Origin of the sequence: Thioalkalivibrio sp. ARh3, from assembly GCF_000377265.1 — a bacterium.
Lineage (GTDB): Bacteria > Pseudomonadota > Gammaproteobacteria > Ectothiorhodospirales > Ectothiorhodospiraceae > Thioalkalivibrio > Thioalkalivibrio thiocyanoxidans.
In genome coordinates this window covers 179,282-203,000 of the sequence record NZ_KB897949.1, presented here as the reverse complement: position 1 = coordinate 203,000, position 23,719 = coordinate 179,282, and the positions used below count along the sequence as shown (strand labels likewise).

Here is a 23,719-nt window from a genome sequence, read left to right as displayed (position 1 = left end):
AACGATGGCGCTTGCCGATATCCAGAACCAGCTGCAACCGGTGATCCTGGCCGGCGGGACCGGCACGCGGCTGTGGCCGGTGTCGCGCAGCCACTATCCCAAGCAGTTCCTGCCCCTGACCGGCGACCAGACGCTGCTGCAGCAAACCGTCGCGCGCCTGGAGGGTCTGCATGCCAGCCCACCGCTGGTGCTGGCCAACGTGGACCACCGCTTTCTGGCCGCCGAGCAGCTGCGCGCGATCGGCATCGAGCAGGCGCGCATCCTGCTGGAGCCGCAGGGGCGCAACACGGCCCCGGCGATTGCCCTGGCGGCGCTGCAGGCCCGGGCCGAGGGGCGCGATCCGCTGCTGCTGGTCCTGGCCGCGGATCACCACATCGGGGATGCCGATGCCTTCAAGGCCGCGGTCGGCCGCGCGGTGGCGCTGGCGGAGGCCGGCTATCTGGTCACGTTCGGCATCGTGCCCGTGACGCCCGAAACCGGCTACGGCTACATCCAGCAGGGCGAGTCGCTGGGCGAGGCCGGTGCGCGGGTCGCCCGTTTTGTCGAAAAGCCCGATGCCGCCACCGCCCGCGAGTACCTGAGACACGGGGAGTATCTCTGGAACAGCGGCATGTTCGTGTTCCGTGCCTCGCAGTATCTGCAGGAGCTGGAGCGCTTCGAGCCCGAGATCGTCACGGCCTGTCAGGCGGCACTGGAGGGGGCGCGCGAGGACCTCGATTTCCTGCGCGTGGACCCGGAGGCCTTCGCCCGGGTGCCGAATATCTCGGTGGACTACGCCGTGATGGAACGCACCGACCGCGCGGCGGTCACGCCCCTGGCTGCCGGCTGGAGCGATATCGGCTCCTGGGCCGCGCTGGCCGGGGTGCGCGGCACCGACGAGCATGGCAACACCCTGCGCGGCGATTGTCTGCTGGAGGACAGCGAGGGCTGCGTGGTCGATGCCGATGGCCTGCTGGTCGCGGGGATCGGGTTGCGCAACCTGGCGGTAGTCGCCACCCGCGATGCGGTGCTGGTGGCGGACCGCGACCGCGTGCAGGACGTCAAGCGCATCGTCGAACGGCTGAAGTCGGACAACCGAAGCGAGCATGTGGACCACCCGGCGGTGTACCGCCCCTGGGGCTGCTACGAGTGCGTCGACGTCGGGCGGCGCTACCAGGTCAAGCGCATTACCGTAAAACCCGGGGCGAAGCTCTCGCTGCAGATGCATCACCATCGCGCGGAGCACTGGGTGGTCGTCAGCGGCACCGCGCGGGTGCGCAACGGCGAAGAGACCTATCTGGTGACGGAGAACCAGTCGACCTATGTGCCGATCGGGCAGATCCATTCGCTGGAGAACCCGGGTTCGATCCCGCTGGAGCTGATCGAGATCCAGTCCGGCAGCTATCTGGGCGAGGACGACATCGTGCGGCTGGAGGACCTCTACGGCCGCGTCTGAATGCCGCCCGAGGCGCAATCCCTATCCGAAGTCGCGGGAGCGGGTGGTCAGCTCGCCCAGCCAGGCGCTGCGGTCGATCAGGCGCTGCACGATCAGGTGCCCGACCCCCTCGCTGTACTGCCATTCCCCGTGGGCCTCCAGCAGGCGGCCGTGCAGGACCTCGGCGCGAAAGCGCTCCACCCGGTCCGGCCAGACGATCAGGTTCAGCGTGCCGCTCTCGTCCTCCAGGGTCAGGAACACCGTGCCGTTGGCCGACCCCGGCCGCTGGCGGGTGATCACGAGGCCGGCATAGCGGGCACCGGGATGCCTGGGGCACTCCAACAGCCGGGCGGCGGTGCGTAGCCGCTTGCGTTCCAGGAACGGGCGCATCAGCGCCAGCGGGTGCGGGCCCAGGCTCAGGCCCTGGGTGGCGTAGTCCTGCACCAGGTCATCCACCGCATCCGGGCGCGGCAGCAGCGGGGTCACGTCGGCCTCGCGCACCGTCTCGGCCGGGGCGTCGGCGAACAGGGGCAGGGGTTCCTCCACCGCCTCGGTCGCCCAGCGCGCCTGGTGGCGGTTGCCGGCCAGGCCCTTCAGGGCATCGGCGCGGGCCAGGCGGTTGGCCTGAGCGCGGGTCAGGGCGGCGCGGGCGACCAGATCCGGCACGTCCGCGAACGGGCGCTCGGCGCGCGCGGCGACGACGCGCTCGGCCACGGCCTGCGCGAGCCCGCTGACCCGGTTAAGGCCCAGGCGCAGGGCCAGTGCGTCGCTTCCGGCTACGGGCTCCACCGTGCAGTCCCAGTCACTGCAGCGCACATCCACCGGGCGCACCTCCACACCGTGGCGGCGCGCGTCGGCGACGATCTGTGCCGGGGCGTAGAAGCCCATCGGCTGGCTGTTCAGCAGGGCGCAGGCAAAGATCGCCGGTTCGTGGCACTTGAGCCAGGACGAGACATAGGTGATCAGCGCAAAGCTGGCCGAGTGCGACTCGGGGAAGCCGTACTCGCCAAAGCCGAGGATCTGCTTGTACAGCTGCTCGGCGAACTTCTCCGGATAGCCGCGCTGCCGCATGCCGTCCATCAGGCGCTCGCGGTAGCGCGCGAGCTGGCCGGTGCGGCGCCAGGCCCCGATCGCGCGGCGCAGCCCGTCCGCCTCGCCGGCAGAGAAGCCGGCCGCGACCATCGCCAGCTCGATCACCTGCTCCTGGAAGATCGGCACCCCCAGGGTGCGCCCCAGCACACGCTGGATCTCGGCATTCGGGTAGCGCACCCGCTCCGGGTGGGCGCGGCGCTTCAGATACGGGTGCACCATCTCGCCCTGGATCGGGCCGGGGCGCACGATGGCGATCTCGATCACCAGGTCGTAGAAGTTCGCCGGCTTCAGGCGCGGCAGCATGCTCATCTGCGCGCGCGACTCGATCTGGAACACGCCCAGGGTGTCGGCCTTCTGCAGCATGTGGTAGACCGCCGGATCCTCGGCGGGGATGTCGGCCAGCCCCCAGTCGCGGCCTCGGTGGCGGGCCATCAGCTCCAGCGCGCGGCGCACGCAGGAGAGCATGCCCAGCGCCAGCACGTCGATCTTCAACAGCCCCACCGCGTCGAGGTCGTCCTTGTCCCACTGAATCACCGAGCGCTCCGGCATCGCCGCGTTCTCGATCGGCACCAGCTCGTCCAGCCGGCCCTCGGCGATCACGAAGCCGCCGGTGTGCTGCGACAGGTGGCGGGGGAAGCCCAGCAGCTCGGCGGTCAGGGCCTGCCACTGCCGGGCCAGGGCGCCATCCGGGTCCAGCCCGACCTCGCGCAGGCGCTCGGCGGGGATGCCGTCGTCCCACCAGGCGAGGTTGGCGGTCAGCGCATCCAGCCGCGCGCGCGAGATGCCCAGGGCACGGCCGACGTCGCGCAGGGCGCTGCGCCGACGGTAGCGGATCACCGTGCAGGCCAGCGCCGCGCGCTCGCGCCCATAGCGCTGGTAGATGTACTGAATCACCTCCTCGCGGCGCTCGTGCTCGAAGTCGACATCGATATCCGGCGGCTCGCCACGCTCGGCGGAGATGAAGCGCTCGAACAGCATGCTGGAGCGCGAGGGATCCACTGCCGTGATGCCGAGGGCATAACAAACGGCGGAGTTCGCCGCCGAGCCGCGCCCCTGGCACAGGATCCCGCGGCCGCGGGCAAAGCGCACGATGTCGTAGACCGTCAGGAAGTAGGGCTCGTAGCCAAGCTGCGCGATGATCTCGAGCTCGCGCTCGATCTGTTTGGACACCTTCGCCGGGATCCCGTCGGGCCAGCGCCCACGCGCGCCCTTCAGGGTCTCCTCGCGCAGATAGGCGGCCGGGCTCGTGTCCTGCGGCAGGGGATCGGTCGGGTAGCGGTAGGTGACCGCGTCCAGCGAGAAGTCGCAGTCCCGCGCGATCCGCACACTGGCCGCGAGCCAGGCGGCGGGATACAGCGCGGCCAGGTCGTCGCGCGGGCGCAGGCAGCGCTCGCCGTTGGGGAAGCGCGACGGGGCCGCCTCGGCAACCGTGGTGCGCAGGCGCAGCGCGGTCAGCACGTCCTGCAGGGCACGCCGGCCGCGAGCATGCATGTGCACATCGCCGCAAGCGACGATCGGGAGTCCCACCGTGTCGGCGAGCTGCTGTGTGCGGGTTGCCAGCGCGGCATCCTCCGGCGTGCGCAGCTGGCTGACCGCCAGATGGGCCTGGCCCGGCGCGGCCCATCCCGCCAGCCAGCGGGCCGCCTCGGCGAGCGTCGGCTCCGGAGTCTCGGGCTCGATACGCAGCAGGACGTGCCAGCCGGCACGCGCCTCGGCGGGCAGGGCGTCGAGGTCCGCCTGTGTCAGGTGGTAGTGCCCCTTGTCCGCCGCCCCGCGCGCATGGGTGATCAGACGGCACAGCGCGGCATAGCCCGCCGCATTGCGTACCAGCAGGGTCAGGACGGGGCCGTGCGCCAGCTGGAAGGTCGCCCCCAGGATCAGGTGCAGGCCGCAGTCCTTCGCCGCTGCGTGGGCGCGGACCACGCCGGCCAGCGAGGCGATATCGGTCAGCGCCAGCGCGCGATAGCCCAGTGCCCGGGCCCGCTCCACTAGCTCCTCCGGGTGCGAGGCCCCGCGCAGGAACGAGAAGTTGCTGACGGTCGTCAGCTCGGCGTAGTCCGGCGGTTCGGGGGCGTTGGCATCCATATACTGTTTATATAAACAGTATATGGGGCTGGCAAGAAACCCCGGCTTCGAGCAGGTGCGCCGGCTCCGGTATGGTAGGCCCGCTACCGGCCGATCCCAACGACGAATCCCCTATGCGCAGCGCCATCTACAACTTCCTGATCCCACGCCTTACCTCGCAGTGGTATGCCGAGGTAATGCGGCGGCTGCCGGACCGGGCGGCCTTGCTGGACGTGGGCATTGGCACCGCCGGCGCGCTGCTTGCCAATGCCGCCACGGCGCGCGAGAAGGGGCTCGTCATCACGGGGGTCGATATCGACGCCGACTACATCCAGCACGCCCGGCAAGCCCTGCGCGAGTCGTCCCTGGCCGATCGTGCCGAGGTTTGTCTCGAATCCATCTACGACCACACGGGTGGCCCGTACGACGCGATCTATTTCTCCGCCAGCTTCATGCTCCTGCCAGACCCCGAGGCCGCTCTGCGCCACTGCCGCAGCCTGCTGAAGCCGGACGGGAAGGTCTTCTTCACCCAGACCTTCCAGACCCGCCCCTCCCGCTGGATGGAACGTCTCAAGCCCCTGCTCAAGCGCATCACCACCATCGATTTTGGCCGCGTGACCTACGAAGAAGCGTTTCGGGAACAGTTGGCCGGGGCGGGGTTCGTGATCGACGAGTTCACCACGCTCGGACGCCACGGCCCGCGCGCATCCGTCCTTGCCATCGCCCGACCCGCCAGCTCCGCCTGAAAGCACGCCGGTTCGCCGCCGAGGCTGGGGCCTACCCACCGTAGGAGGCGAGCCCTCTCCCCGATCGGGTGTGTCCAGCGCCCATCGCCCAGAGGGCTGGGCTCCTACCGGAGAAGGGGGCTTGTGCGGCATGCCTCATGCCGGTTCGCCGGCGAGGCTGGGGCTGCCACTGTAGGAGGCGAGCCCTCTCGCCGATCGGGTGTGTCCAGCGTCCCATCGCCCAGAGGGCTGGGCTCCTACAAGAGAAGGGGCTGTCGCGGTGCCTGGACACGAGGGGTGACCTCTTCCGATACCGCGCCGGCCGCATTTCGGGGCATCAAGAGCAAGAGCAACGTCGGACCCCGGAGTTCTTGCAAGGCCTACCCTCGAGGCCGCACTTGGTCATCCCGGAAACCGCGCAGCGGTTATCCGGGATCTCGGGCGTCGGGGTGGCCATGGCGGTGGAGATCCCGGCTCTCCGCTTCGCTCCGGCCGGGATGACGGTGTGGCGCCTGGAAGAAGATGGGTGTCCTCTTTCTCGCCGCGCTTGCTGGCACATTGACACGCGTCACGTGATGCGTGACATTGGTGCCATGATCAAGACGTTCGCGGATCGGCGTACGCAGGAGCTGTACGCGACAGGGAAGTCGAAGCGGATCCCGCCCGATGTTGCCAGAAGGGCCGTCCGCAAGTTGGACTATCTATCGGTAGCCGAGCAGCTTGATGACTTGCGGGTTCCACCCGGCAATCGGCTCCACGCGCTGGAAGGAGATCGCAAGGGGCAGTACGCAATCTCGGTCAATGACCAGTGGCGGCTCTGCTTTCGGTTTGAAGACGGCGACGCCTTCGATGTCGAAATCACGGATTATCACTAGGAGGCAGTAGTGATGAGCATCCCCAACACCACCGGCCTGAAGCGGCGGCCGACCCATCCGGGTGAAATGCTGCGCGAGGACTTTCTGCCGGATTTTGGCCTGAGCACCGCGGAGCTGGCGAAGGCGGCAGGCGTATCGCGCCAGTCCATCAACGAACTGCTGCGCGAGCGTCGAGCTCTCAGCCCGGAGATGGCACTGCGGCTCGCACGGCTGTTCGGCACTACCCCGGAGTACTGGATGAATGCCCAACGCGCCGTGGACCTCTGGGACGCCGCCCAGGCCATTCAGGACGACGTAAACCGGATCCACCCGCTCGACGCCGCCTGACCCCGACGCCACGCATTGTCTTCCCGGAAACCGGGCAGCGGTTATCCGGGATCTCGGGCGGTGGGGCAGGAGCGAACGTCGGAGATCCTGGCTCTCAGCCTCGCTCCGGCCGGGATGATGGCGTGGCGCAGGGAAGAAGGTGGTGTCCTGTTGTCTTCACTCGCGCATCCGTCCTTGCCATCGCCCGACCCGCCAGCTCCGACTGAAAGCACGCCGGTTCGTCGCCGAGGCTGGGGCCTACCCACTGTAGGAGGCGAGCCCTCTCGCCGATTTGGTGTGTCCAGCGCCCCATCGCCCAGAGGGCTGGGCTCCTACAGGAGAGGGGGCTGTGGCGGTATGTGAACAAGAGGGGTGACCTCTTCCGATAACGCGCCGGGCTGCTAGATCCGAGGGTAGGGCCCGGGCCCTCCTGCGACTGAAGGCACCGCCGCAGCGTGCGCTAGAACTCGATGTCGTAGCGCAGCTCCTCGTCCGGCTGGCGCAGGAAGTTGCCCTGCACCAGGTCGACCTGGGACTGCCACAGCAGGGCCAGGCCGTCCACGTCCTCGACATAAGCCGCCATGGTGCGTGCGCCGCTGGCACGGGCGATGTTCAGCAGCGGCTCCAGGCGTGTGAGCTTGTCGGCGGCATCGTGCAACCCGTGGGTCAGGGGGCGGGCCACCTTCACGTAGTCCGGTCGCAGGCTGCGCAGGAGTTGGGTCGGTTGCTCGCTGGAAAGCCCGAAGTGCTCGACGGCAATCCCGACCTGTATATCACGCAGGGCCTCGGTAATTCGTTCGGCCTGTTCCGGCTCCGCCACGATGTCCTCCTCCGCCAGTTGCAGTACCAGTGCCCGAGCCGGGAGGCCGGCATGCGCAAGGGTGCGACCAAGCCAGCCGGGCAGTTCCTGGTCGCGCAGCGACCCGCGCGAGAGTTTGACGAAGAACACCGAGTCCGGATGGGTGCGCAGTCGGGCGCCCAGGATGTCCACCGCGTTCGTCAGCACCCAGCGATCCAGCGCCCGGTCGAGGTCCAGGTGTCCGGCCATATTCACGAACGGGCCGGGCAGCTGGGTGTGGCCTTCCGGGTCGCGAATCCGAAGCAGGACTTCGTAGCGCTCGGCATTGTCGGAGCCGGCGATATTGGCGATGGGCTGATACACAAGGAACAGGCGTTGTTCGTGAATCGCCCGGGTAATCACCTGGCGCCAGTGCTGCTGCTGTGCAATACCGCGCTCCGGCGTGACCAGCGTCGGGTCCAGCTGGATGCGATTACCGCCTTCGTGGCGTGCCTGTGCGCAAAGCGCCAGTGACTGTTCCACCGCGTCCGGTGCCGGTGTCTCCGCAAGTGCGGTGATGCCGATGCTGAGACCAGGGGAGGGTGCGTGACTCGCGGCACCATGGGGGGCCGGAATTCGTGTGTACAGAGCGTCGCCCCAGTCCGACAGCGCGTCCGTATCGGGTCGATGCAGCAGGACCAGGATGGCGTTCTCGCTGAACCGGGTGGTGCGCTCTCCAGGAGCGAGACTCGCCGAGATCCGCCCCAGCAGGCGACGTTGAAGCACGGTGAAACCGGCCACCCCGTGGTCGCGAATCAGGCTGGAGGCCTCGTCCCATTCGATACAGGCCAGGGCGACGATACCGGGCTGGGTAGCCAGCTCCGCGCGCCAGTGATCCAGCAGAGGCGTCAGATCACGGGATCGCAGGGTGGCGGGGGCGCGGGCGGCGCGGCGCCGACGGCGACATAGACGAGCCTCGGCACTCACCTGTTCCGGTGCCGTTTCGGGTGCCACGTGAGAAGACCCCGGGGGCGGCTCGAGCGCGGCATCTTCGTGAGCTGCGAGCAGAACACGCGGGATGTCGAACAGCGTGGGATCCTGGGCAAGGGCCCGGGAGAGGGTTGCGGCCTCGTCGGCCGCAATGTCCGCATCGATCACAATGGCCTCGGGCAGGCTCTCCAGCGCGTGGCCAGGCACGTCGTCTTCCGGCGCGACGCGGTGGATGTCCAGGGCCGGAGACTCCTGCAGCGCGCGGGCGGGGGAGATCGACTGTCCCGTGGTGACCAGCATGACCCGCCACGGGTCCCATGGGCTGGAGTCCACCAGACCCTCCAGTGTTGCCGCCAACTCGGAAGGGATTGTGGGCATCGTCAGGACCGCGTCCCAGTCGTCGGCCGTTGTCAGATGTTCGCCATCCCGCGTGTCTTGCAGGACCAGGATATTGGGCCGCTTGATGGCGTCGTCGGGTATTGGCGGGCCTGGTGGATCCGCCAGGACTACGCGTGAGTGCGGTGTCACTGTGGGGTTGGAATGCGCGGCCTCCTGCAGGTTGGCGAAGGTGTCCACGTGGAAGCCGGAGGCGGCGAGCTGCAGCGCCAGCTCGTCGCGGGCGACCCCGGCGGGACCGAGCAGCTGGACGCGCAGGCGGTCGGGAACTGGAGTACGTGCACCACCCGCCTCAGGTGCGGGTATAACCCCGTCCGATGCGGCGAGGTCCTCCGGGAGACTCGCTTGCAGACGAAGGATCAGGGCACCGATGGTTTCCTGTTCATTGGACGTTGGAGGCAACGGACTCTGAAGGTGCTGGGCTACGCGTTCGTCAATGCGCCGCGCGATGTTCAGGGACTCCTTCAGCGGAGTTCCAGCCAGGCCACTGGCAATTACCCGGGTCAGGGGACGCATCTCCCCCAGGTCCACATGGCGGCAGCCCCGCTGCCGGATCATGTACCAGCGGTCGGCGAGCTGGGCCACCAGACGCGGCAGCCCATTCATGAAATCCTGACTGGAGGCACTGTCCGGGTGGTCCTGGACGGGCCCCGATTGCGGGATGCTGCCGGATAGGTCGGCCATGAGCTTCGAAGTCCTTTTTGACTATGCCGCGTCTACTATAGACAACCATTCAACTTATGTGTGAATCCTTCGGCTCTCGAAGCATGTGGGACGAGGTCAGCTGGTGGAGAGGCAGTCGGGCAGCGATTCCACCAGTGAATGCGGTGTGATGCCGAGGTCGTGGAACGTGCCGAGGGTGGCGCTGGCGACGTTGTCTCGTTGCATGAGGTAGAGCTGATCGCGGGTCAGGGGCGGGTTGGGTAGTAGCGAACCCAGGGTGGCCAGGGCGTGCCAGACCGTGAATGGCACAGGCAGCATTGGGCGTTTGCGGCCCAGGTGTGACAGGACCAGGGTCAGGATCTGGCGATAGGTGAGGATGTCCGGGCCGCCGAGTTCGAAGGTGTGTTGCGTGGGCGGCTCGTCTGCGCACAGTCTTGCGATGGCACGGGCGATGTCGGTGACGTGTACGGGTTGCAGGCGGGTGCTGCCGAAGCCGAACAGGGGAATCACCGGCAGGGGCGCGAGGCCGGCGAGGTTGCGCACAAAGGCGTCGCCTGGGCCGAAGAGGACGCTGGGGCGCACGATAACGGCGTTGGGGTATTCGCGAAGTACAGCGGCTTCGCCTTCGGCTCGGGCACGGATGTACGGCGAGGGCGAGCGGCTGTCGGCGCCGATGCCGGAGATCTGGATGACGCGCTCCAGCCCTGCCTTGTGGGCGGCGCGGGCCAGGCGCGCGGCGCCTTCGACGTGGATGGTGGTGAAGCGCAGGTCGCGTTGCTCCACGTACAGGCTGACGGCGTTGACGACGCCGCTGGCGCCTTCCACGGCGCGGGCGACGTCGGCATCGTCCCGGATGTCGGCGCGGCAGTGCTCCAGCCGGGCGTGGTGTTGCAGGGAGGCGGGCAGCCCCGGCCGGCGCGAGGCAATACGCACCGGGTGTCCGGCGTTGAGCAGTTCGTGCACGGTTGCGCGGCCGAGGAAGCCGGTGCCGCCGAATACCGTAATCAGGTTCGGGCGCATGATGAGCCCCCTCCGGGCAAATCCGATCGTTACCGCATGTGGATGGTTGTCGATCCGTCTGGCCGATGGCCTATAGGTAAGACTGGCGTGAAGGGAGAATGATCCCCGTGGGGTATGGAAGAAGAGGGGTGTCCTCTTTCCTTTCAAAGGTCTGACCCCGGAGCTCTCGCGATGCCCAATAGGTGAAAGATCATGTGCGGACGAATGACGCGGTACAGCGCGACCAGCGAGCTCGCCATGCGGTATTTCCAGGTGCCGGTCGACGAGACGTTTGACGCACCCAGATACAACGTCGCGCCTGGAACGGACCTCGAAGCGTTTCGTGCGGGACATGAAACACCTGCCGCCTTCCAGCCGATGTTCTGGGGCTTTCGGCCGAAGCGGGTGGAGGACGGTCCTCGGCCGATCAACGCCCGCGCCGAAAAGGTCGCCACGAGTCCGTACTTCCGCTCTGCATTCGCCCGCCGGCGCTGCATCGTGCTGGCTGATGGCTGGTACGAGTGGCGCAAGACCAATGACGGCAAGCAGCCGTACTACATCACCCTGGCCGAGGGCGCGTCGCAGGACATCCTGATGATGGCGGGTATCTGGGAGCCTACGGCCGATGGTGGCGCCTGCTGCGCGATCATCACCGAACCCGCATCAGAGCGGCTGGCGCACATTCACGACCGCAAGCCGCTGGTGCTGGATGCGGAGTGTCGCTGGGACTGGCTCGATCCCGATCGGACGGAGCGTGAGGCCATCCGAGCCGGGACCGTCCGTCTGAACCCTGATGCCTTGATTTATCACCCCGTGTCCACCCGCGTAAACCGTCCGTCTGAGGACGATCCCGGACTGATCGAGGCGATCACCTGAGGTGCCCCTGGCGGCCGAGTCGTTTCACCTTCAGGATCGCGCGCCCGAACCCGGAAACATGGAACCTAAAGCGGGATTCGGCTGGAGGAACCGCCGAAGAAGTTGGGTGTCCTCGTTCCTTAAGCAAGATGTGACCCCGGGCCCCGCGACCACCAAGCCCCGTAGGAGGCTGCTTGCAGGCGAAGCCCCTGCAAAAGCCGGACGCGGGCAGGGCTTCGCCTGCAAGCAGCCTCCTACAGGCCGTTCGCTGTTCCGAATAGGCGGTCATTCCAGAAACGCGCAGCGATCATCCGGGATCGCGATCGGCGGGGCAGGAGCAGACGTCAGGGATCCCGGCTCTTCACTTCGCTTCGGCCGGGATGACGGCGTGGCGCCTGGAAGAAGATGGGTGTCCTCTTTCTCTGTCCGACGCTTACGATTCTGAAGCAGGCGGCAAACCCCCTGGCCGGCGCAACGTCGTGCAAGACGGGGCGGGGCCGTAAGGGCGGATGGGCGGAGATCGTGACCGATTTGGCACCGTTGGCGCCTGCAGGGCAGTTTCCGCTCTTGTCTTCCCCGAACAAGGCGTTTGCTCGGCCTATACTTGTCCGTGGCCGTGCGCGAAAACGGCCATTCGGCCCGATTCCACACCGGAACCACGGAGTTACATCATGACAAGGCGATGGATTTTCCTGTTGCTGGCATCGGTATGGCTGCTGCCCTTCGCATTGCTCCCCGTGTCCGCCACGGCGGGGCAGACGCATCTCGGCAGCACCGCGAGCCCCGTGCCGATGGAGATTGTCGACGACGCGGTCCCGACACCGCAGGTGCTTCAGTCCGAACACCTGTTCGATCAGCAGGAGCTCGACGAACTGGCGGCTCTCGAAGCCGAGAATGCCGAACTACAGGAGCAGACGGCGGGCTTTTTCGGCCCCAGGGTCGGCACCGTCATCATCATTGCCGTTCTGCTGATCGTGCTGCTGTAGCGGCTGCGCCTGCCGTGTTGAGCGTGTTTCGCCGCGCTACCGGCCGGCAACGGCGTGGCGCGTGGCCACGGAGCCAGCAACAACCGTCGGGCAGAGACGCCCCGCTCGGTGTCGGGCTGCTGGTGCTCTGCGCGCTTGCGCTCTCGGCGTGCGGGACGACGGGCGGAATGGAACGCTACGCCCTGCAGGTCGAGGAAGGTGTCGCGCTTGAGGTCCCTTATGTGCGCCAGACCTCCCGGACCGACTGTGGCAGCGCCGCGCTCGCCAGTGTCATGGAGTACTACCGCGGCTCCGCCTATTCGCCACACGCGTTGTCTGATCAGTATCCACACGCCTCGCCGCGGGGCTACTCCCTGGGCGAGCTGCGCGAAATCGCCCGCGAGCATGGATTCGCGGCGTTCGTGGTGCCGGGTGACGAGTCGTTCCTGCGCAGCCACCTGGAGCGTGGCCGGCCCCTGATCGTGCCCTTGCAGGTCCGGCAGGGAGATGCCGACCTGCGCGGCACGCCCGGTGTGTTCGCTCGCCTGATCGAGCGGCGAGGCGACCAGGAGCAGGATTCCGGGTACGACCACTACGTTGTCGTGGTCGGTATGGACGACTCGCGCGGCAAGGTCCTGGCCATGGACCCCGCGCGCGGCCCGGTGGAAATCGACTTCGGGGACTTCGCCACCGCCTGGGAGCGAATGCACCACGCGGTGCTACTGTTGGGTCTCGACGATCAGGGTCGCCGGGCAGCACCACATTGAACCCGGGCCTGAGTCGGGGCGTCGAATGGCCCGGTCACCCATGGGGGTCAGACCTTGCCTTTTGCCTCTCCCTTGATGCGGGGGCAAAAGGCAAGGTCTGACCCCGGAAGCTCGGCGTGAAGGCCGCATTTCAGGGGTGAAATGCCTTGTTTAAGGGTCAGAAACGGGCCTTCCAGGCATGAAAGTGCCATTCCAACAGAGGGTTACCGTGGTCCGACCCCGTCATGCCTCGCAGATGGGTCGGAAGACGCAATTGAACCAAACCTGAAGGATGTCTATAGTTGTACGGCACTTCCGTACGTTTGAGGTCCTGCATGGAAACAGTCAGCGTGAACCGGTTTCGCGAGAACCTGAAGGCCTTCGTGGAAGAGGCCGTCACTACACACACGCCGCTCAAGGTCACGCGCCGAGCGGGTGAGGCCTTTGTGGTGATGAGTGCGGATGACTGGGAGCGGGAGCAGGAAACGCTCTACGTCCTGCAGAACTCCAGCCTGATGCAGCAGATCGCCGATTCGGCCGCTACCCATCGGAAGGGAGAAGGCTACCGTCCCACGGAAGGGGAGATGGATGAGATCACTGGTATTCGAGGGTAATACCTGGGCGGCGTACGAAACGCTCCGTGAGCGTGACCCAAGGCTGCATCGGGCTCTGCGACGGATCCTCAAGGAAATGCTCCGTAACGACCCGGCCACGGGAACGGGGAAACCGGAACCCCTTCGGCATTCGCTCTCGGGCTTCTGGTCCCGGCGTCTCTCCGCCCGGGATCGCCTGATCTACCGCTTCGACGATCAAGCCATCTACATCTTCGCGATCGGCGGCCATTACGACACGCTGTGACCCGGGCGGGCCTTTCCCTCCGCTCGGGGCTCATCGGCAACAGGCAAGGTATCGCCCCGGGGCCACTGGGAGTGCCCAGGGTGCCGCGAAGGCCCCATTTCGGGGGTGAAATGCCTTGTCTAAGGCTCAGAAACGGGCCTTCAAGGAATGAAAGTCTCATGCCAACAGAGAGTTACTGTGGTCCGACCCCGCCATTCCGCGTATTCACGCCCGCCATTCACCGTCTGCCCCCGAAGCCGCTTGGAAATGCGGAGATTGACTCGCATAATCTACGCATAGATTGCGGAGAATCTCGTGCAATACATCTGGGAACTGACCGGCTGGCCCCACTGGCAGTGGGACGCGGAACATATCGCGCCGATGCTGGCTGCGGCCGCGCGCGAGCAGGGTCGGCTGCTCGGAAGGATGCAGGGATTGGGATTCGCACTGCGCGAGGAAGCGTCGTTTCGCGTGCTGTCGGAGGATATCGTGGATTCCGGCGCGATCGAAGGCGAGCGACTGCCTCTGGATCAGGTGCGCTCCTCGCTTGCACGTCGCCTCGGTCTGGAGGCCGGTGGACTGACCGCTTCAGGGCGGGACGTCGACGGCATGGTCGAGCTGATGCTGGATGCCACGAAGGCCTTTGACCGTGAACTGACAGTCGATCGGCTGTTCGACTGGCATGCGGCCCTGTTTCCGACGGGACGTAGCGGGATGACGCGGATTCCGGTCGCGCGTTGGCGGGATGACGATGAAGGGCCGATGGAGGTGGTGTCGGGTCCCGTTGGTCGGGAGACGGTGCACTTCTCCGCGCCACCGGCCGAGCGAATCCCGGGGGAGGTCGACGCCTTCGTCGCGTGGTTCAAGGCGCCCGGCCCTCTGGATCCGCTAGTGGTGGCGGGGCTGGCCCATCTCTGGTTCGTGACCATTCACCCGTTCGCGGATGGAAATGGGCGTATCGCTCGGGCAATCGCCGATATCGCGCTGGCACGAGCGGATGGTTCGTCGGAACGTTTCTACAGCATGTCCGGGCAGATCCTTCAGGAACGCAGTGACTATTACGCCATCCTGGAGCGGACTCAGAAACAGGGGGACCTGGACATCACCCTGTGGCTGGAATGGTTCCTGGGCTGCCTGCAGCGTTCGCTGAGCAACGCCCAGGATGCACTCGAGCACGTGCTGTTCAAGTCCCAATTCTGGGAGCGCTTCGCCACGGAGCCGCTCAATGCCCGACAGATCAAGGTTCTCAATCGCCTGCTGGACGGATTCGAAGGTGGGATGACCTCTTCACGTTGGGCCCGGATGGCCAAGTGCTCGCAGGATACGGCGCAGCGCGACATTGCGGACTTGGTGGCTCGAGGCGCATTAAAGAAGAACCCGGGCGGTGGACGCAGCACGAGTTACGCCTTGTCGGACACGCTCGGATGACCCGTCTCGTCGCACCAGGTCGACAAGGAATGCGGTAGGGGGCAAGCACCGTGCATGCGCCGTGCGCTCAGGCATCCGCAGGAACCCGGCTGTTACCTTTATTCAGGGCACCTGAACCAAGTGCGCCACAACCTCGCGGGCTACGAACTGAGGAGTCATGGGGTCAGACCTTGCCTTTTGCCTCTCCCTTGATGCGGGGGCCAAAGGCAAGGTCTGACCCGAAGTCCGCGAGGTCTCCTGGACACCCATGCCTTGAGCCAAAAGGCAAGGCCTGACCGCAAACACGCTCGCCGGGTCCCTGCGGGAGACCATCTCAATCTTGAGCGAATGGCGCGTGTGCGCGCCCGAGGCGCCCAAAGACCCCATTTCGCCGGCAAAAAATCCTCGTTTAAGGCTCAGAAACCGGCCTTGAGAGGCTGGAAGTCGCCTTCCTACAGTGGGTTACCTTGGTCCGACCCCGTCTTTCTTGGCCCAGGAGCGGACGTCAGAGATCCCGGCTCTTCACTTCGCTCCGGCCGGGATGACGGTGTGGCGCCTGGAAGAAGATGGGTGTCCTCTTTCTCTGTCCGACGCGGCGTTCGCGCCGGGAGGAGGGGAAGGCCCGACCCTGGTAGCGCCTGCGCCTTCCGTTGAGCCTGCAGAACGGAACTCAGGGCGCCAACCTTGCTTCGGCATCCCCCCACAGGAAACCGTCTTCCCGAAACAGTGCCAGACAGGCATCCACGATATCGGGACCGAACTGAATCCCGCGTCCCTTCTCGATGACTTCCAGGGCTGCCTCGATGCCGAAGGCCGGTCGGTAGGGGCGGTGTGAACACACGGCCTCCACCACATCCGCCACGGCAAGGATCTGGCCCTCGAGAAGGATCTCGTCACCGCTCAGGCCGTCGGGGTAGCCGGAGCCATCCAATCGCTCGTGGTGTTGAAGGACGGCGTCCGCCACCGGCCACGGGAAGGCGATATCCCGGATGATGTCGTAGCCGGCCCGGGCATGGTCCTTGATGAGCTCGAACTCCTTGGGTGACAGCGTACCCGGGCGGCTCAGAATCTCGGCCGGGATGCTGATCTTGCCCAGGTCGTGGATCAGGCCGGCCAGGTAGAGGCCCTTGACCCGGTCCTCGGGCAATCCGAGCTTGCGGCCGATCGCCTGGCTCAGTTCGGCCACGCGCTTCTGGTGGCCGGCCGTGTAGGGGTCGCGCTTGTCCACGAGACGCGCGATCGCTTCGACCGTATCGACCAGGGCCTCCTGCAGAGCTGTCTGGCTCTCGTCGCGCTCCTTTTGTGTACGCAGGGCCTCGAGGCCGCGAGCGAGGTCCTTTGCCAGTCCTGCCAGCAGAGACTGCTCTTCATCGTCAAAGGCCTCGGGCTCGGTGGCATACACATTGAGGGCCCCAATGGCCTCGCCATCGATCTGCAGAGGCAGGGCGATGGAAGACGCGAATCCGCGTTCCCTGGCCGGCTCCCGCCAGGGGGTAAAGCTGGGGTCGGTGGCGATGTTGCGGGTCATTTGGGGCTTGCCCTCCCGGATGGCCCGGCCGGTGGGGCCCTGACCCGTTTGCTCGCGACTGCCCCAGGTCACCACGATGGTTTCCAGATAATCCGTGCGGGAGCCTGCGGACCCCACTACTTCCACCGGGTGGCCGGCCTCTTTCCGAGCCATCCCTACCCAGACCAGGGGGTACTCCCGGGCATCGGCCAGGGCCTGGCAGACATCCTGGAATAACTGGCCCTCTTCTGTGGCAGTCACTAGCGCGGAATGAGCCTGGATCAGGGCTCGCAGGTACTCGGTCGTTCGCGTAAGCCGGCGTTCGCGGGTCTTGCGTAGGGTAATATCCCGCAGGATCCCGAGGGCGTGCCAGCCGCCCTCGAACTGAACCGCCGAAACCGACAGTTCCACCAGGAAGACTGTTCCGTCCTTGTGCCGGGCCTCCAGTTCCAGGGTCTCCCCGACCACGGGTCCGTCCCCGGTTTCCGCAAAGCGGCCCAGGCCTGCCTCGTATTTCCCCTGGTAGTGCGGTGCGACAATGAGCGGATGCAGGGGCCTGCCCAGCACCTCCTCGGAGGAATATCCAAAAACCTGCACAGCTGCCCGGTTCCAGTACGCCACCTTGCCTTCCGGATCCATGACCACGACGGCGTCGCGGGCGGTCTCCGCCAGGGTGGTAAAGAACGCCTCCTGCTCCTGCCGTTGTTGTCGATGCCGCACCTCGTCGGTGATATCGCGGAAGAGGTTGAAACCGAAGCGCTGGTCGCCTTCAGGATCCCGGACGGCGTAGGCAAAGAGCTGGTAGGACTCCCCCGAGCCCAGGTGGAGTTCCCGGCTGCGGTAATCCGCCCCGTCGGCGATCGCCTGGCACTCCGGCAGGGGACCCGCCTGCTGCGGAAAGAAGTGCCAGTACGGTGCGCCAATCAACGCGTCATAAGAAGCGCCCGCCTTTTCGGCATAGGCCTGATTGACGCGCAGGATCCGCCCGTCGCTGTCGTGCAGCAGGATGGGATCCGGAATGGCGTCCAGCGCCTGGAGCCACTGCTGGTGGGCCTGTTCGATCCTGGGGCATTCGAAAAGCAGCCGAGTGAAATCCACGGTCCTTTCGAAATACGTGTTCGGCATGCTCGCGATCCTTGCCACAAATCCGGCTCTTCTTGAGCCGGCATCGTCAAGAAAAAGCCATCCTAGCAGTCTGTCGCGCCTGGAGCTGATCTGCTGTAACGACCAGCGTGCAACAACAAGAGGGCCAGACCTTGCCTTTTGGCCCCGGCCAGCAAGGTAGGCAACAAGCAATGTCCAACCCCTGCGCCCAGCCCCACACCGCAAGGCCCGACCCCGCCGCCACGCCTCGTCATCCCGGAAACCGCGCTTCGGTTATCCGGCATCTCGGGCGCCGGGGCAGGAGGGGACGCCAGAGATCCCGGCACTGCGCTTCGCTCTGGCCGGAATGACCGTGTGGTCCCAGGAAGAAGATGGGTGTCCTCTTTCTCGCCACTGGGAGGGGAATCGCCCCTTCAGATTCACAAAAAGCAATAAAGACAAACAGGTACGGAGGTCCGCCCCGGCCTGGTTACCGTGGTCCGAAACCATGCCTCCTAGGATTGACGTTCCAGCCGGGTGATCATCCGACGGAATCGTTGTTCGCTCACGACGCGCACCCCCAGGTCGCGCGCTTTTCGCGACTTGGTCGATCCGGTCTCACCAAATGGGACGACCAGATAATCTGTTTTCCTCGAAACGGATCCTGTGACACGTAAGCCGGCTGCTTGGGCGCGTGCCTTCCAGGCTGACCGTGGCATAGACATATCCCCGGTAAAGACGACGGCGTTGCTTTCCTGGAGCATGCAATCTTCGTTCGTCAGGTCGAGCTCGAGGGGGTGATCGCGAGCGTACTCGATGTCCTCAAGGTTGAGGTTGAGGAGTTCGCCCACGAGCTCGAGGTCGAACTTCTCATGGTTCGATAAAACACCGTCAGCCCACATGCTGCCCGCTAGGCCGCGAATGAAAGTCATGTGCACATTGCGGACCTGCTCGTCGCTGAGATTGAGGTCGGTTCGGAGATCAGCTAAGGCCTGCCTCTGCTCGGGAGAGATTTCGCGGTCTTCAAGAACCCGTTCGACAGCGGACAAATACTGCGATTCGACAGCGTCAGCATCTACGGAGAAGGTTTCGATCGCGGAAAGTGCGTCCTCGCTCTCTGTGGACTGTGTTTCTTCACCCATACTTTCTGGCGGGATGGGTCTAGCCATGGCACGTCCGCGAACGGGCGGAATGCGTCGTGTCACTGCAGTTTCGGTAACAACAGGCACGTTCGGCCAAGGTTCAAGACCGCGCGTGCAGTTCGTGATTTCACGCCGCATCGTCTCGCTGGAGAAGTCCACCAGTCGCTGGGCGAGTCGGGCTGTGGCGCGAGCGTCGGCGAGGGCGTGGTGCATGCCGTCGAGGTCGATGTCCAGCGCGTCACAGCAATCCTTGAGTCCATAGGGGCGAAATCCAAGCTGCCGAGCGAGGGTTGAGGTGCAGATCTGTGGCACCTCGGGGACATCTTGCTGGAGTCGCTTAAACTCGGCGGCAAGCATTCCGAGGTCAAAGCGGACGTTGTGGCCGACGAGTGCCCGTCCGGATAGCATTCGTGAGAGGTGGCCGGCCAAATCGGCAAACGTCGGGGCCTCGGCAACGTCTCGGGGGTAGATTTGATGAACCTGGACTGCCAGCCCGTTTCCGGTGCCCGCCTGTTCTGGGTTGATCAACGAGCACCATTCCCACTCGATGGCGCCCGTGTCATCCAGTCCGATCGCCGCAAACTCGATAATTCGGTCATGACGCGGACTAAGGCCGGTAGTCTCCGTGTCTATTACGACATACATGATGGCGCTCCGTTGCTGGTGACCTTGCGGGGCTGGCTTAACGTCTCCCCTCGGACACAATAAGACCCGGTGGTGGCCCAGTATTCAAGGCATTCGGATTGGGAGCACTGTGTGCCCCATGCCTAATCGTGCCAGATGGTCCGCATGCCAGAGGCCAGAGGGCCAGACCTTGCTTCCTGCCTCCATAGCTGACCAAGGGCAAATAGCGAGGTCTGCCCCGGAGCTCCTGACAAGCCGCAGCGCCTGACTCCGACGCCACACATGGTCATCCCGGACTCCACGCAGCGGTTATCCGCGATCTCGGCCGTTGGAGCAGGAGCGGACTTCAGAGATCCCGGCTCTCCACTTGCGCTCCGGCCGGGATGACGGCGTGGCGCCTGGAAGAAGGTGGGTGTCCTCTTTCTCGCTCTTTCTCGCTCTCAGTTAGGCTCGAAGCGGATTCGGACCCCATCGCGAACGGCATCCGCATCCGGCGGGCGTGGTAACGAGGACAAGCGGTCCATGGTTTTCCAGACCGATTCGCAGAAGGCTGAGCCGCCCGAACAGCTCTCGATCTCGAAATTGGTGATTTGCCCGGACTCATTCGCAAGTACGCGCACAACCGAACGGCTCGACGGGTCAAGCCCCGAAGGCTGTCGCCAGCGACGTAGAATGACGGCTTGTACCTGGGCAGCCCATGCGTTCATTTCCCGGTCTTGTTGCGCTTGGCGCTCGGCGGCATCGCGACGGGCTTGCGCCTTTTCCAAGCGTTCACGCTCGCGTGCCAGCGCCTCGCTCCGACGTTGCGTTTCCAGTCTGCGCTCCTGCTGAAGTTGTTCCCCTGCCTTGCGTTCCGCTCGTTCATGAGCGGGGGGCCGGTAATGTGGGTGAGGAGCCTCCCGCTCCAGTTCTGCATATAGCTCTAGCGCCGAGCGGTAGAATGGGTGCTGCGGTCCTGCTTCAGCAATTAACTCGCCCAAGGGGACGAAGGCCGAACCGGGATCGCCGGAATGTCGAGCCTTGGCAACGATTTCCTGCGCCCTCAGCTTGATTCCAGGCTCCCCATCCGCTCGGCGGTACAGTTCCAGGACGTGCATTACCTCTGCGTAATCACCGGCGTCCATGGCCTGGTCCGCCCGGAGCTCCAAGAGGTCAAGCCATGCCCCCTGCGGTAGCGCGGCCATAGCCGGTGCGCCAGCGGTTATCAGCAGCATAGTGAGAACGAAAAAGATCGACGACAAACGCTCGACACCCATGGAAATCCCCTTTCCTCTCCGCATGCCTTCACCTGGCAGGTCCTTCAGTCTATGTGCAGCCAGCCTATGCGTGCACTCTAGCCCCTGCAACGCACTGATCTGTGGGGGCAGGGGGCAGATCTGGACCCTTGCTCTGCGAGGACGCAAAGCCTGCCGGCTTCCGGGCCTCAAACAGCCATCGACGCCAGTTGGCACGGTCGCGCTAGAAGTTGAGCAGAAACTGCTGGCGGTGGCAGCGATATGCCAGACCAGGCCTGGCAGCACGTAGGGGTTAGCCCTTGTTCGCTTTTGTTCAGTGCTTTATGGGCCAAAGGCAAGGTCTGCCCCGGGTCCGCGAAGCTCGGCGTGACTAACCGGTGTGGAGGATGAACAAGGCAAGCAGCAAAATGATGTTCGTGGTGATCGAAACCCAAAGAATTATCGTCTTCCAATCCGGAGTGTCCGGGGTAGGGCTGGACGTCGTTGGGCGCGGTGTCTGAGACGCCCTGGCGTTGGAATCAAAGCCATGCTTAGGGCTGGTTCGATTGCTTCCGCCCTTCTTCTTCGGTGGCGTTCTTTTCTCGTACATGTAGTCGCGATCGTAAAGTCCCATCTCCGGCTCCTTGTCTTGTCCCTTGCAGTCCTACATGACCGCCTTCCCTCGAGCTACGCGGGCCAGAACAGGCGTGTCAGTGGTACCAGCGCGCGGGTCTCTGAATCGGCGTGGTCGTAGTGTTCCATCAGGGCGGTGACCAGGCCGTTGAGGTCCATCAACATTAGCGGGATCTTCGCCCGATCCGCCTCGTATCGGGCTTCTTTGGTGAAGCCGCCGGTACTCACGTAAAGGCCTTTGTCGTCGCCGTGTCGTCCGCCCAGGAAGCTGCGCACCTCCTGCGCGCCCATGGTCGTATGCGGACGGTGTTTCACCTCCACCACGATGCGCGGCGACTCGAACCCGAACCCATCGGGGGAGGCGATCACGTCCACGCCCCGATCCGGCCCCGGTGAAGACTCTCGCGTCTTGTAGCCCATCGCACGTAGCAGGCCGGCCACCAGGCTCTGCATTTCCCAGGCATCCAGGCGGCTCACTCGATCCTTGATGATCTCCACCGCCTCTTCGCGGTAGCGTTTCAGCAGGGCTTCCTCGTCCTCTCCGTCATCCTGTTCCTCCACGGCGACCGGCGCGGCCGCTTGCCCGCTCACCAGGGCTTCGATCTCCTCCCTGACCGCGTCCGAGATCCGGAAAAGCGTGAGGGTAGACCCGAGCGAATTCCGCGCAGCGAGCGACAGACGGTCCCGATCCAGCTCCGCCTGCCACTCTACGGGGCGCACGTTCTCGCACGGCGGCAGCACTGCCGTGTCGTGCCGGTACTCCCCCGTAATCGTGCCCACGTGATAGATCCGGCGACTGGAGTCGTAGGTGAGTACCCGGTCTCCCGCGGCCATCTCGTCCCGAAAACGGATCAGCTGGCTCGCCGCGCTCAGGCGTCGGCCGTCAGGCCAGTCCGGAAAGCGTGAGCGGTATTCTTGTACCAGCGATGCCTTGTCCGCGAAGGCGGAAAGATCGCCTATCTCTTCCCAACCAATCCCGACATGCGCCTTTTCTCGAAACTCATCGGCCTGCCGCCCTCCCTGGCCCGCACGCACCATCCACATATTCACTTCAGCCATCATGCCCCCTGTTCAACATCTTGATCCGGTTCACTATGGCAGCCTCTCCGTCGTCGCCTTACACGATCTCCGCCAGGCGCCCCCGGCGGCCGATTCCAGCGTCGAAATGGGCGCTTTAGGGCGTTGAACAAGCCTTCAGGGGACGTCAATCGTCTGCAATACAGCTGGTTACCGTGGTCCGACCCCGTTATCTCCTTGTTATGCTTTTTCGCGATTCTTCTTGAGCCGGCGAGCAGCCGCGCAAACATCATTCACAAGCTTTTTAGCGCTCATGCTAAGCAAGTATGCGGCCTTATCGACTTCTGCCATCGTTTTGGTACCATCGGCCATTGCGTGAGTAAGATCATTGCGGTCCTCTTTCCACTTGTGGATCCGATCCATGAGCGGATCATCAAAGTACGCGGCCAGCAGAGAGTCGTTTCGGTTACGCTGACGAAGCTCCTGCATCTTCTTGCCGAGCATCCGAATAGGACGATGGTTCGCGTACGTTGGTCCGCCGGACTGCTTCAATGCAGAAAGTAGACGATCTTCAAGAACGGTATATGCAAACCAGCAAGCTTCAAGATAGAACTGCTGGTCGTGAGCACTATTCATGCGACTCATGAGCTCTTTGTAATGATTATTCTTTACGTCCAAAGTTAACTACTCCTTTGATCATAACGTTGCCAACAGCTGCCGATCGAAGCGAGGTCCAGCGCCCGAAAGGCGGCGATGCTGCTTGGCTTTGTTATCCATACCTATCAACACCAAACTGATTTCTTTCTATAATACTGACGATGTTGTTCACCACCGTCAAAGCTTCTTCCTCTACAAAACTTTCGAAATCTGACATCGAAACAGAGCTACTAAGGCCGCAAAGAGTCATAATTGAAAACAATGAATCTCCCTTATCGCGCCCCAGCAGTCGAGAGGGCAGCCCATGATGTGTTGGAATTCGAATATCTCTGTAGATAGTTTTAGCCTGCTGCGAATCTTTGGCTAAAAACAGACCCACCCCAACCAAGTGGTCTAACAGTTTTCCGAAGCTTAGCTTCCGCATTGATTCCAGCTCTTGTTCTGCCTCCACTTTTCGGGACCATTTCTTCTGCGCTTCTTCTGAATATCTAACCACCAACCCTCTCACATAAACTTCAATTAAAGCCGAAGCTATAATCATGCTTCCTGCTAACGCCCCAGACCTTAAGCACATTGCCAGATCTAAAGCGTAATAACGTGAAGGACCTGTGGGATATTGTAGAGACTCTAATTTAGTCGACAGCTTATCTATTAGATCAGCGGCCTCGGGTTCAAATTGGTCTCGATATCCACGCATTATCTCTCGCCTTCTACTGCATAACGCTCAGCT

Annotated in this window: 20 protein-coding genes; 10 read left to right on the top strand and 10 right to left on the bottom strand. The window is 64.4% G+C overall.

Going from position 1 to position 23,719, the window contains the following annotated elements; all coding sequences use genetic code 11:
- The first annotated feature begins 4 nt into the window (after window positions 1–4).
- The gene (locus C995_RS0107860) at window positions 5–1,435 is read left to right on the top strand and encodes a mannose-1-phosphate guanylyltransferase/mannose-6-phosphate isomerase (protein WP_018864409.1); all 1,431 of its coding nucleotides are present in this window, start codon (window positions 5–7) and stop codon (window positions 1,433–1,435) included.
- Between the two features lie 21 nt (window positions 1,436–1,456).
- On the opposite strand, the gene C995_RS0107855 is transcribed toward C995_RS0107860, so the two are convergent.
- On the bottom strand, window positions 1,457–4,591 hold the full coding sequence (locus C995_RS0107855; RefSeq protein ID WP_018864408.1) for an error-prone DNA polymerase: 3,135 nt from the start codon (window positions 4,589–4,591) through the stop codon (window positions 1,457–1,459).
- 113 nt (window positions 4,592–4,704) lie between these two features.
- Here C995_RS0107855 and C995_RS0107850 point away from each other — a divergent pair, with 113 nt between their 5' ends.
- The 3 genes from C995_RS0107850 to C995_RS0107840 all read left to right on the top strand — a co-directional run bounded on the left by C995_RS0107850 (window position 4,705) and on the right by C995_RS0107840 (window position 6,497).
- Complete coding sequence (locus C995_RS0107850; protein ID WP_018864407.1) at window positions 4,705–5,316, top strand: bifunctional 2-polyprenyl-6-hydroxyphenol methylase/3-demethylubiquinol 3-O-methyltransferase UbiG; 612 nt, start codon at window positions 4,705–4,707, stop codon at window positions 5,314–5,316.
- Between the two features lie 572 nt (window positions 5,317–5,888).
- Window positions 5,889–6,170, top strand: coding sequence for a type II toxin-antitoxin system RelE/ParE family toxin (locus C995_RS0107845; RefSeq protein WP_018861293.1), 282 nt, complete (start codon window positions 5,889–5,891; stop codon window positions 6,168–6,170).
- Window positions 6,171–6,182: 12 nt separating this feature from the next.
- A complete protein-coding gene (locus C995_RS0107840; RefSeq protein WP_018864405.1) occupies window positions 6,183–6,497 on the top strand; it encodes a HigA family addiction module antitoxin in 315 nt (104 codons plus the stop codon).
- Between the two features lie 439 nt (window positions 6,498–6,936).
- Here the strand turns inward: C995_RS0107840 and C995_RS0107835 are convergent, their stop codons facing one another.
- Both C995_RS0107835 and C995_RS0107830 read right to left on the bottom strand, forming a co-directional pair.
- Window positions 6,937–9,228 (bottom strand): EAL domain-containing protein, encoded by a 2,292-nt coding sequence (locus tag C995_RS0107835; RefSeq protein WP_026279019.1) that lies wholly within the window; start codon window positions 9,226–9,228, stop codon window positions 6,937–6,939.
- Window positions 9,229–9,420: 192 nt separating this feature from the next.
- Window positions 9,421–10,323: a complex I NDUFA9 subunit family protein gene (locus C995_RS0107830; protein WP_018864403.1), complete on the bottom strand. Its 903-nt coding sequence runs from the start codon at window positions 10,321–10,323 to the stop codon at window positions 9,421–9,423.
- A 204-nt stretch (window positions 10,324–10,527) separates the two neighbouring features.
- On the opposite strand from C995_RS0107830, the gene C995_RS0107825 reads away from it, so the two are divergent.
- The 6 genes from C995_RS0107825 to C995_RS0107800 all read left to right on the top strand — a co-directional run bounded on the left by C995_RS0107825 (window position 10,528) and on the right by C995_RS0107800 (window position 15,133).
- Window positions 10,528–11,178, top strand: a complete 651-nt coding sequence (locus C995_RS0107825) for an SOS response-associated peptidase (protein ID WP_026279018.1) — start codon at window positions 10,528–10,530, stop codon at window positions 11,176–11,178.
- 650 nt (window positions 11,179–11,828) lie between these two features.
- A complete protein-coding gene (locus C995_RS0107820; protein ID WP_018864400.1) occupies window positions 11,829–12,143 on the top strand; it encodes a hypothetical protein in 315 nt (104 codons plus the stop codon).
- Between the two features lie 167 nt (window positions 12,144–12,310).
- Window positions 12,311–12,889, top strand: a complete 579-nt coding sequence (locus C995_RS0107815) for a cysteine peptidase family C39 domain-containing protein (protein ID WP_018864399.1) — start codon at window positions 12,311–12,313, stop codon at window positions 12,887–12,889.
- 314 nt (window positions 12,890–13,203) lie between these two features.
- The gene (locus C995_RS0107810) at window positions 13,204–13,482 is read left to right on the top strand and encodes a type II toxin-antitoxin system Phd/YefM family antitoxin (protein WP_018864398.1); all 279 of its coding nucleotides are present in this window, start codon (window positions 13,204–13,206) and stop codon (window positions 13,480–13,482) included.
- The gene (locus C995_RS13975; protein WP_081618882.1) at window positions 13,457–13,726 is read left to right on the top strand and encodes a Txe/YoeB family addiction module toxin; all 270 of its coding nucleotides are present in this window, start codon (window positions 13,457–13,459) and stop codon (window positions 13,724–13,726) included. Before C995_RS0107810 ends, C995_RS13975 begins: the two co-directional genes overlap by 26 nt.
- 294 nt (window positions 13,727–14,020) lie before the next feature.
- Complete coding sequence (locus C995_RS0107800) at window positions 14,021–15,133, top strand: Fic family protein (protein WP_018864397.1); 1,113 nt, start codon at window positions 14,021–14,023, stop codon at window positions 15,131–15,133.
- Between the two features lie 649 nt (window positions 15,134–15,782).
- On the opposite strand, the gene C995_RS0107790 is transcribed toward C995_RS0107800, so the two are convergent.
- From C995_RS0107790 to C995_RS14230, 7 genes are all read right to left on the bottom strand, one after another.
- Window positions 15,783–17,744 (bottom strand): HD domain-containing phosphohydrolase, encoded by a 1,962-nt coding sequence (locus tag C995_RS0107790; protein ID WP_018864395.1) that lies wholly within the window; start codon window positions 17,742–17,744, stop codon window positions 15,783–15,785.
- A gap of 473 nt (window positions 17,745–18,217) precedes the next feature.
- The gene (locus C995_RS0107785; protein ID WP_018864394.1) at window positions 18,218–19,489 is read right to left on the bottom strand and encodes a 3'-5' exonuclease; all 1,272 of its coding nucleotides are present in this window, start codon (window positions 19,487–19,489) and stop codon (window positions 18,218–18,220) included.
- Window positions 19,490–19,908: 419 nt separating this feature from the next.
- Window positions 19,909–20,724, bottom strand: a complete 816-nt coding sequence (locus C995_RS13590) for a TonB C-terminal domain-containing protein (RefSeq protein WP_018864393.1) — start codon at window positions 20,722–20,724, stop codon at window positions 19,909–19,911.
- Window positions 20,725–21,073: 349 nt separating this feature from the next.
- Window positions 21,074–21,316 (bottom strand): hypothetical protein, encoded by a 243-nt coding sequence (locus C995_RS13970; protein WP_026279016.1) that lies wholly within the window; start codon window positions 21,314–21,316, stop codon window positions 21,074–21,076.
- 53 nt (window positions 21,317–21,369) lie between these two features.
- On the bottom strand, window positions 21,370–22,377 hold the full coding sequence (locus C995_RS0107765) for a restriction endonuclease (protein ID WP_026279015.1): 1,008 nt from the start codon (window positions 22,375–22,377) through the stop codon (window positions 21,370–21,372).
- A 195-nt stretch (window positions 22,378–22,572) separates the two neighbouring features.
- The gene (locus C995_RS14235) at window positions 22,573–23,010 is read right to left on the bottom strand and encodes a hypothetical protein (protein ID WP_156015496.1); all 438 of its coding nucleotides are present in this window, start codon (window positions 23,008–23,010) and stop codon (window positions 22,573–22,575) included.
- A gap of 91 nt (window positions 23,011–23,101) precedes the next feature.
- On the bottom strand, window positions 23,102–23,530 hold the full coding sequence (locus C995_RS14230; RefSeq protein ID WP_156015494.1) for a hypothetical protein: 429 nt from the start codon (window positions 23,528–23,530) through the stop codon (window positions 23,102–23,104).
- Window positions 23,531–23,719: the final 189 nt, after the last annotated feature.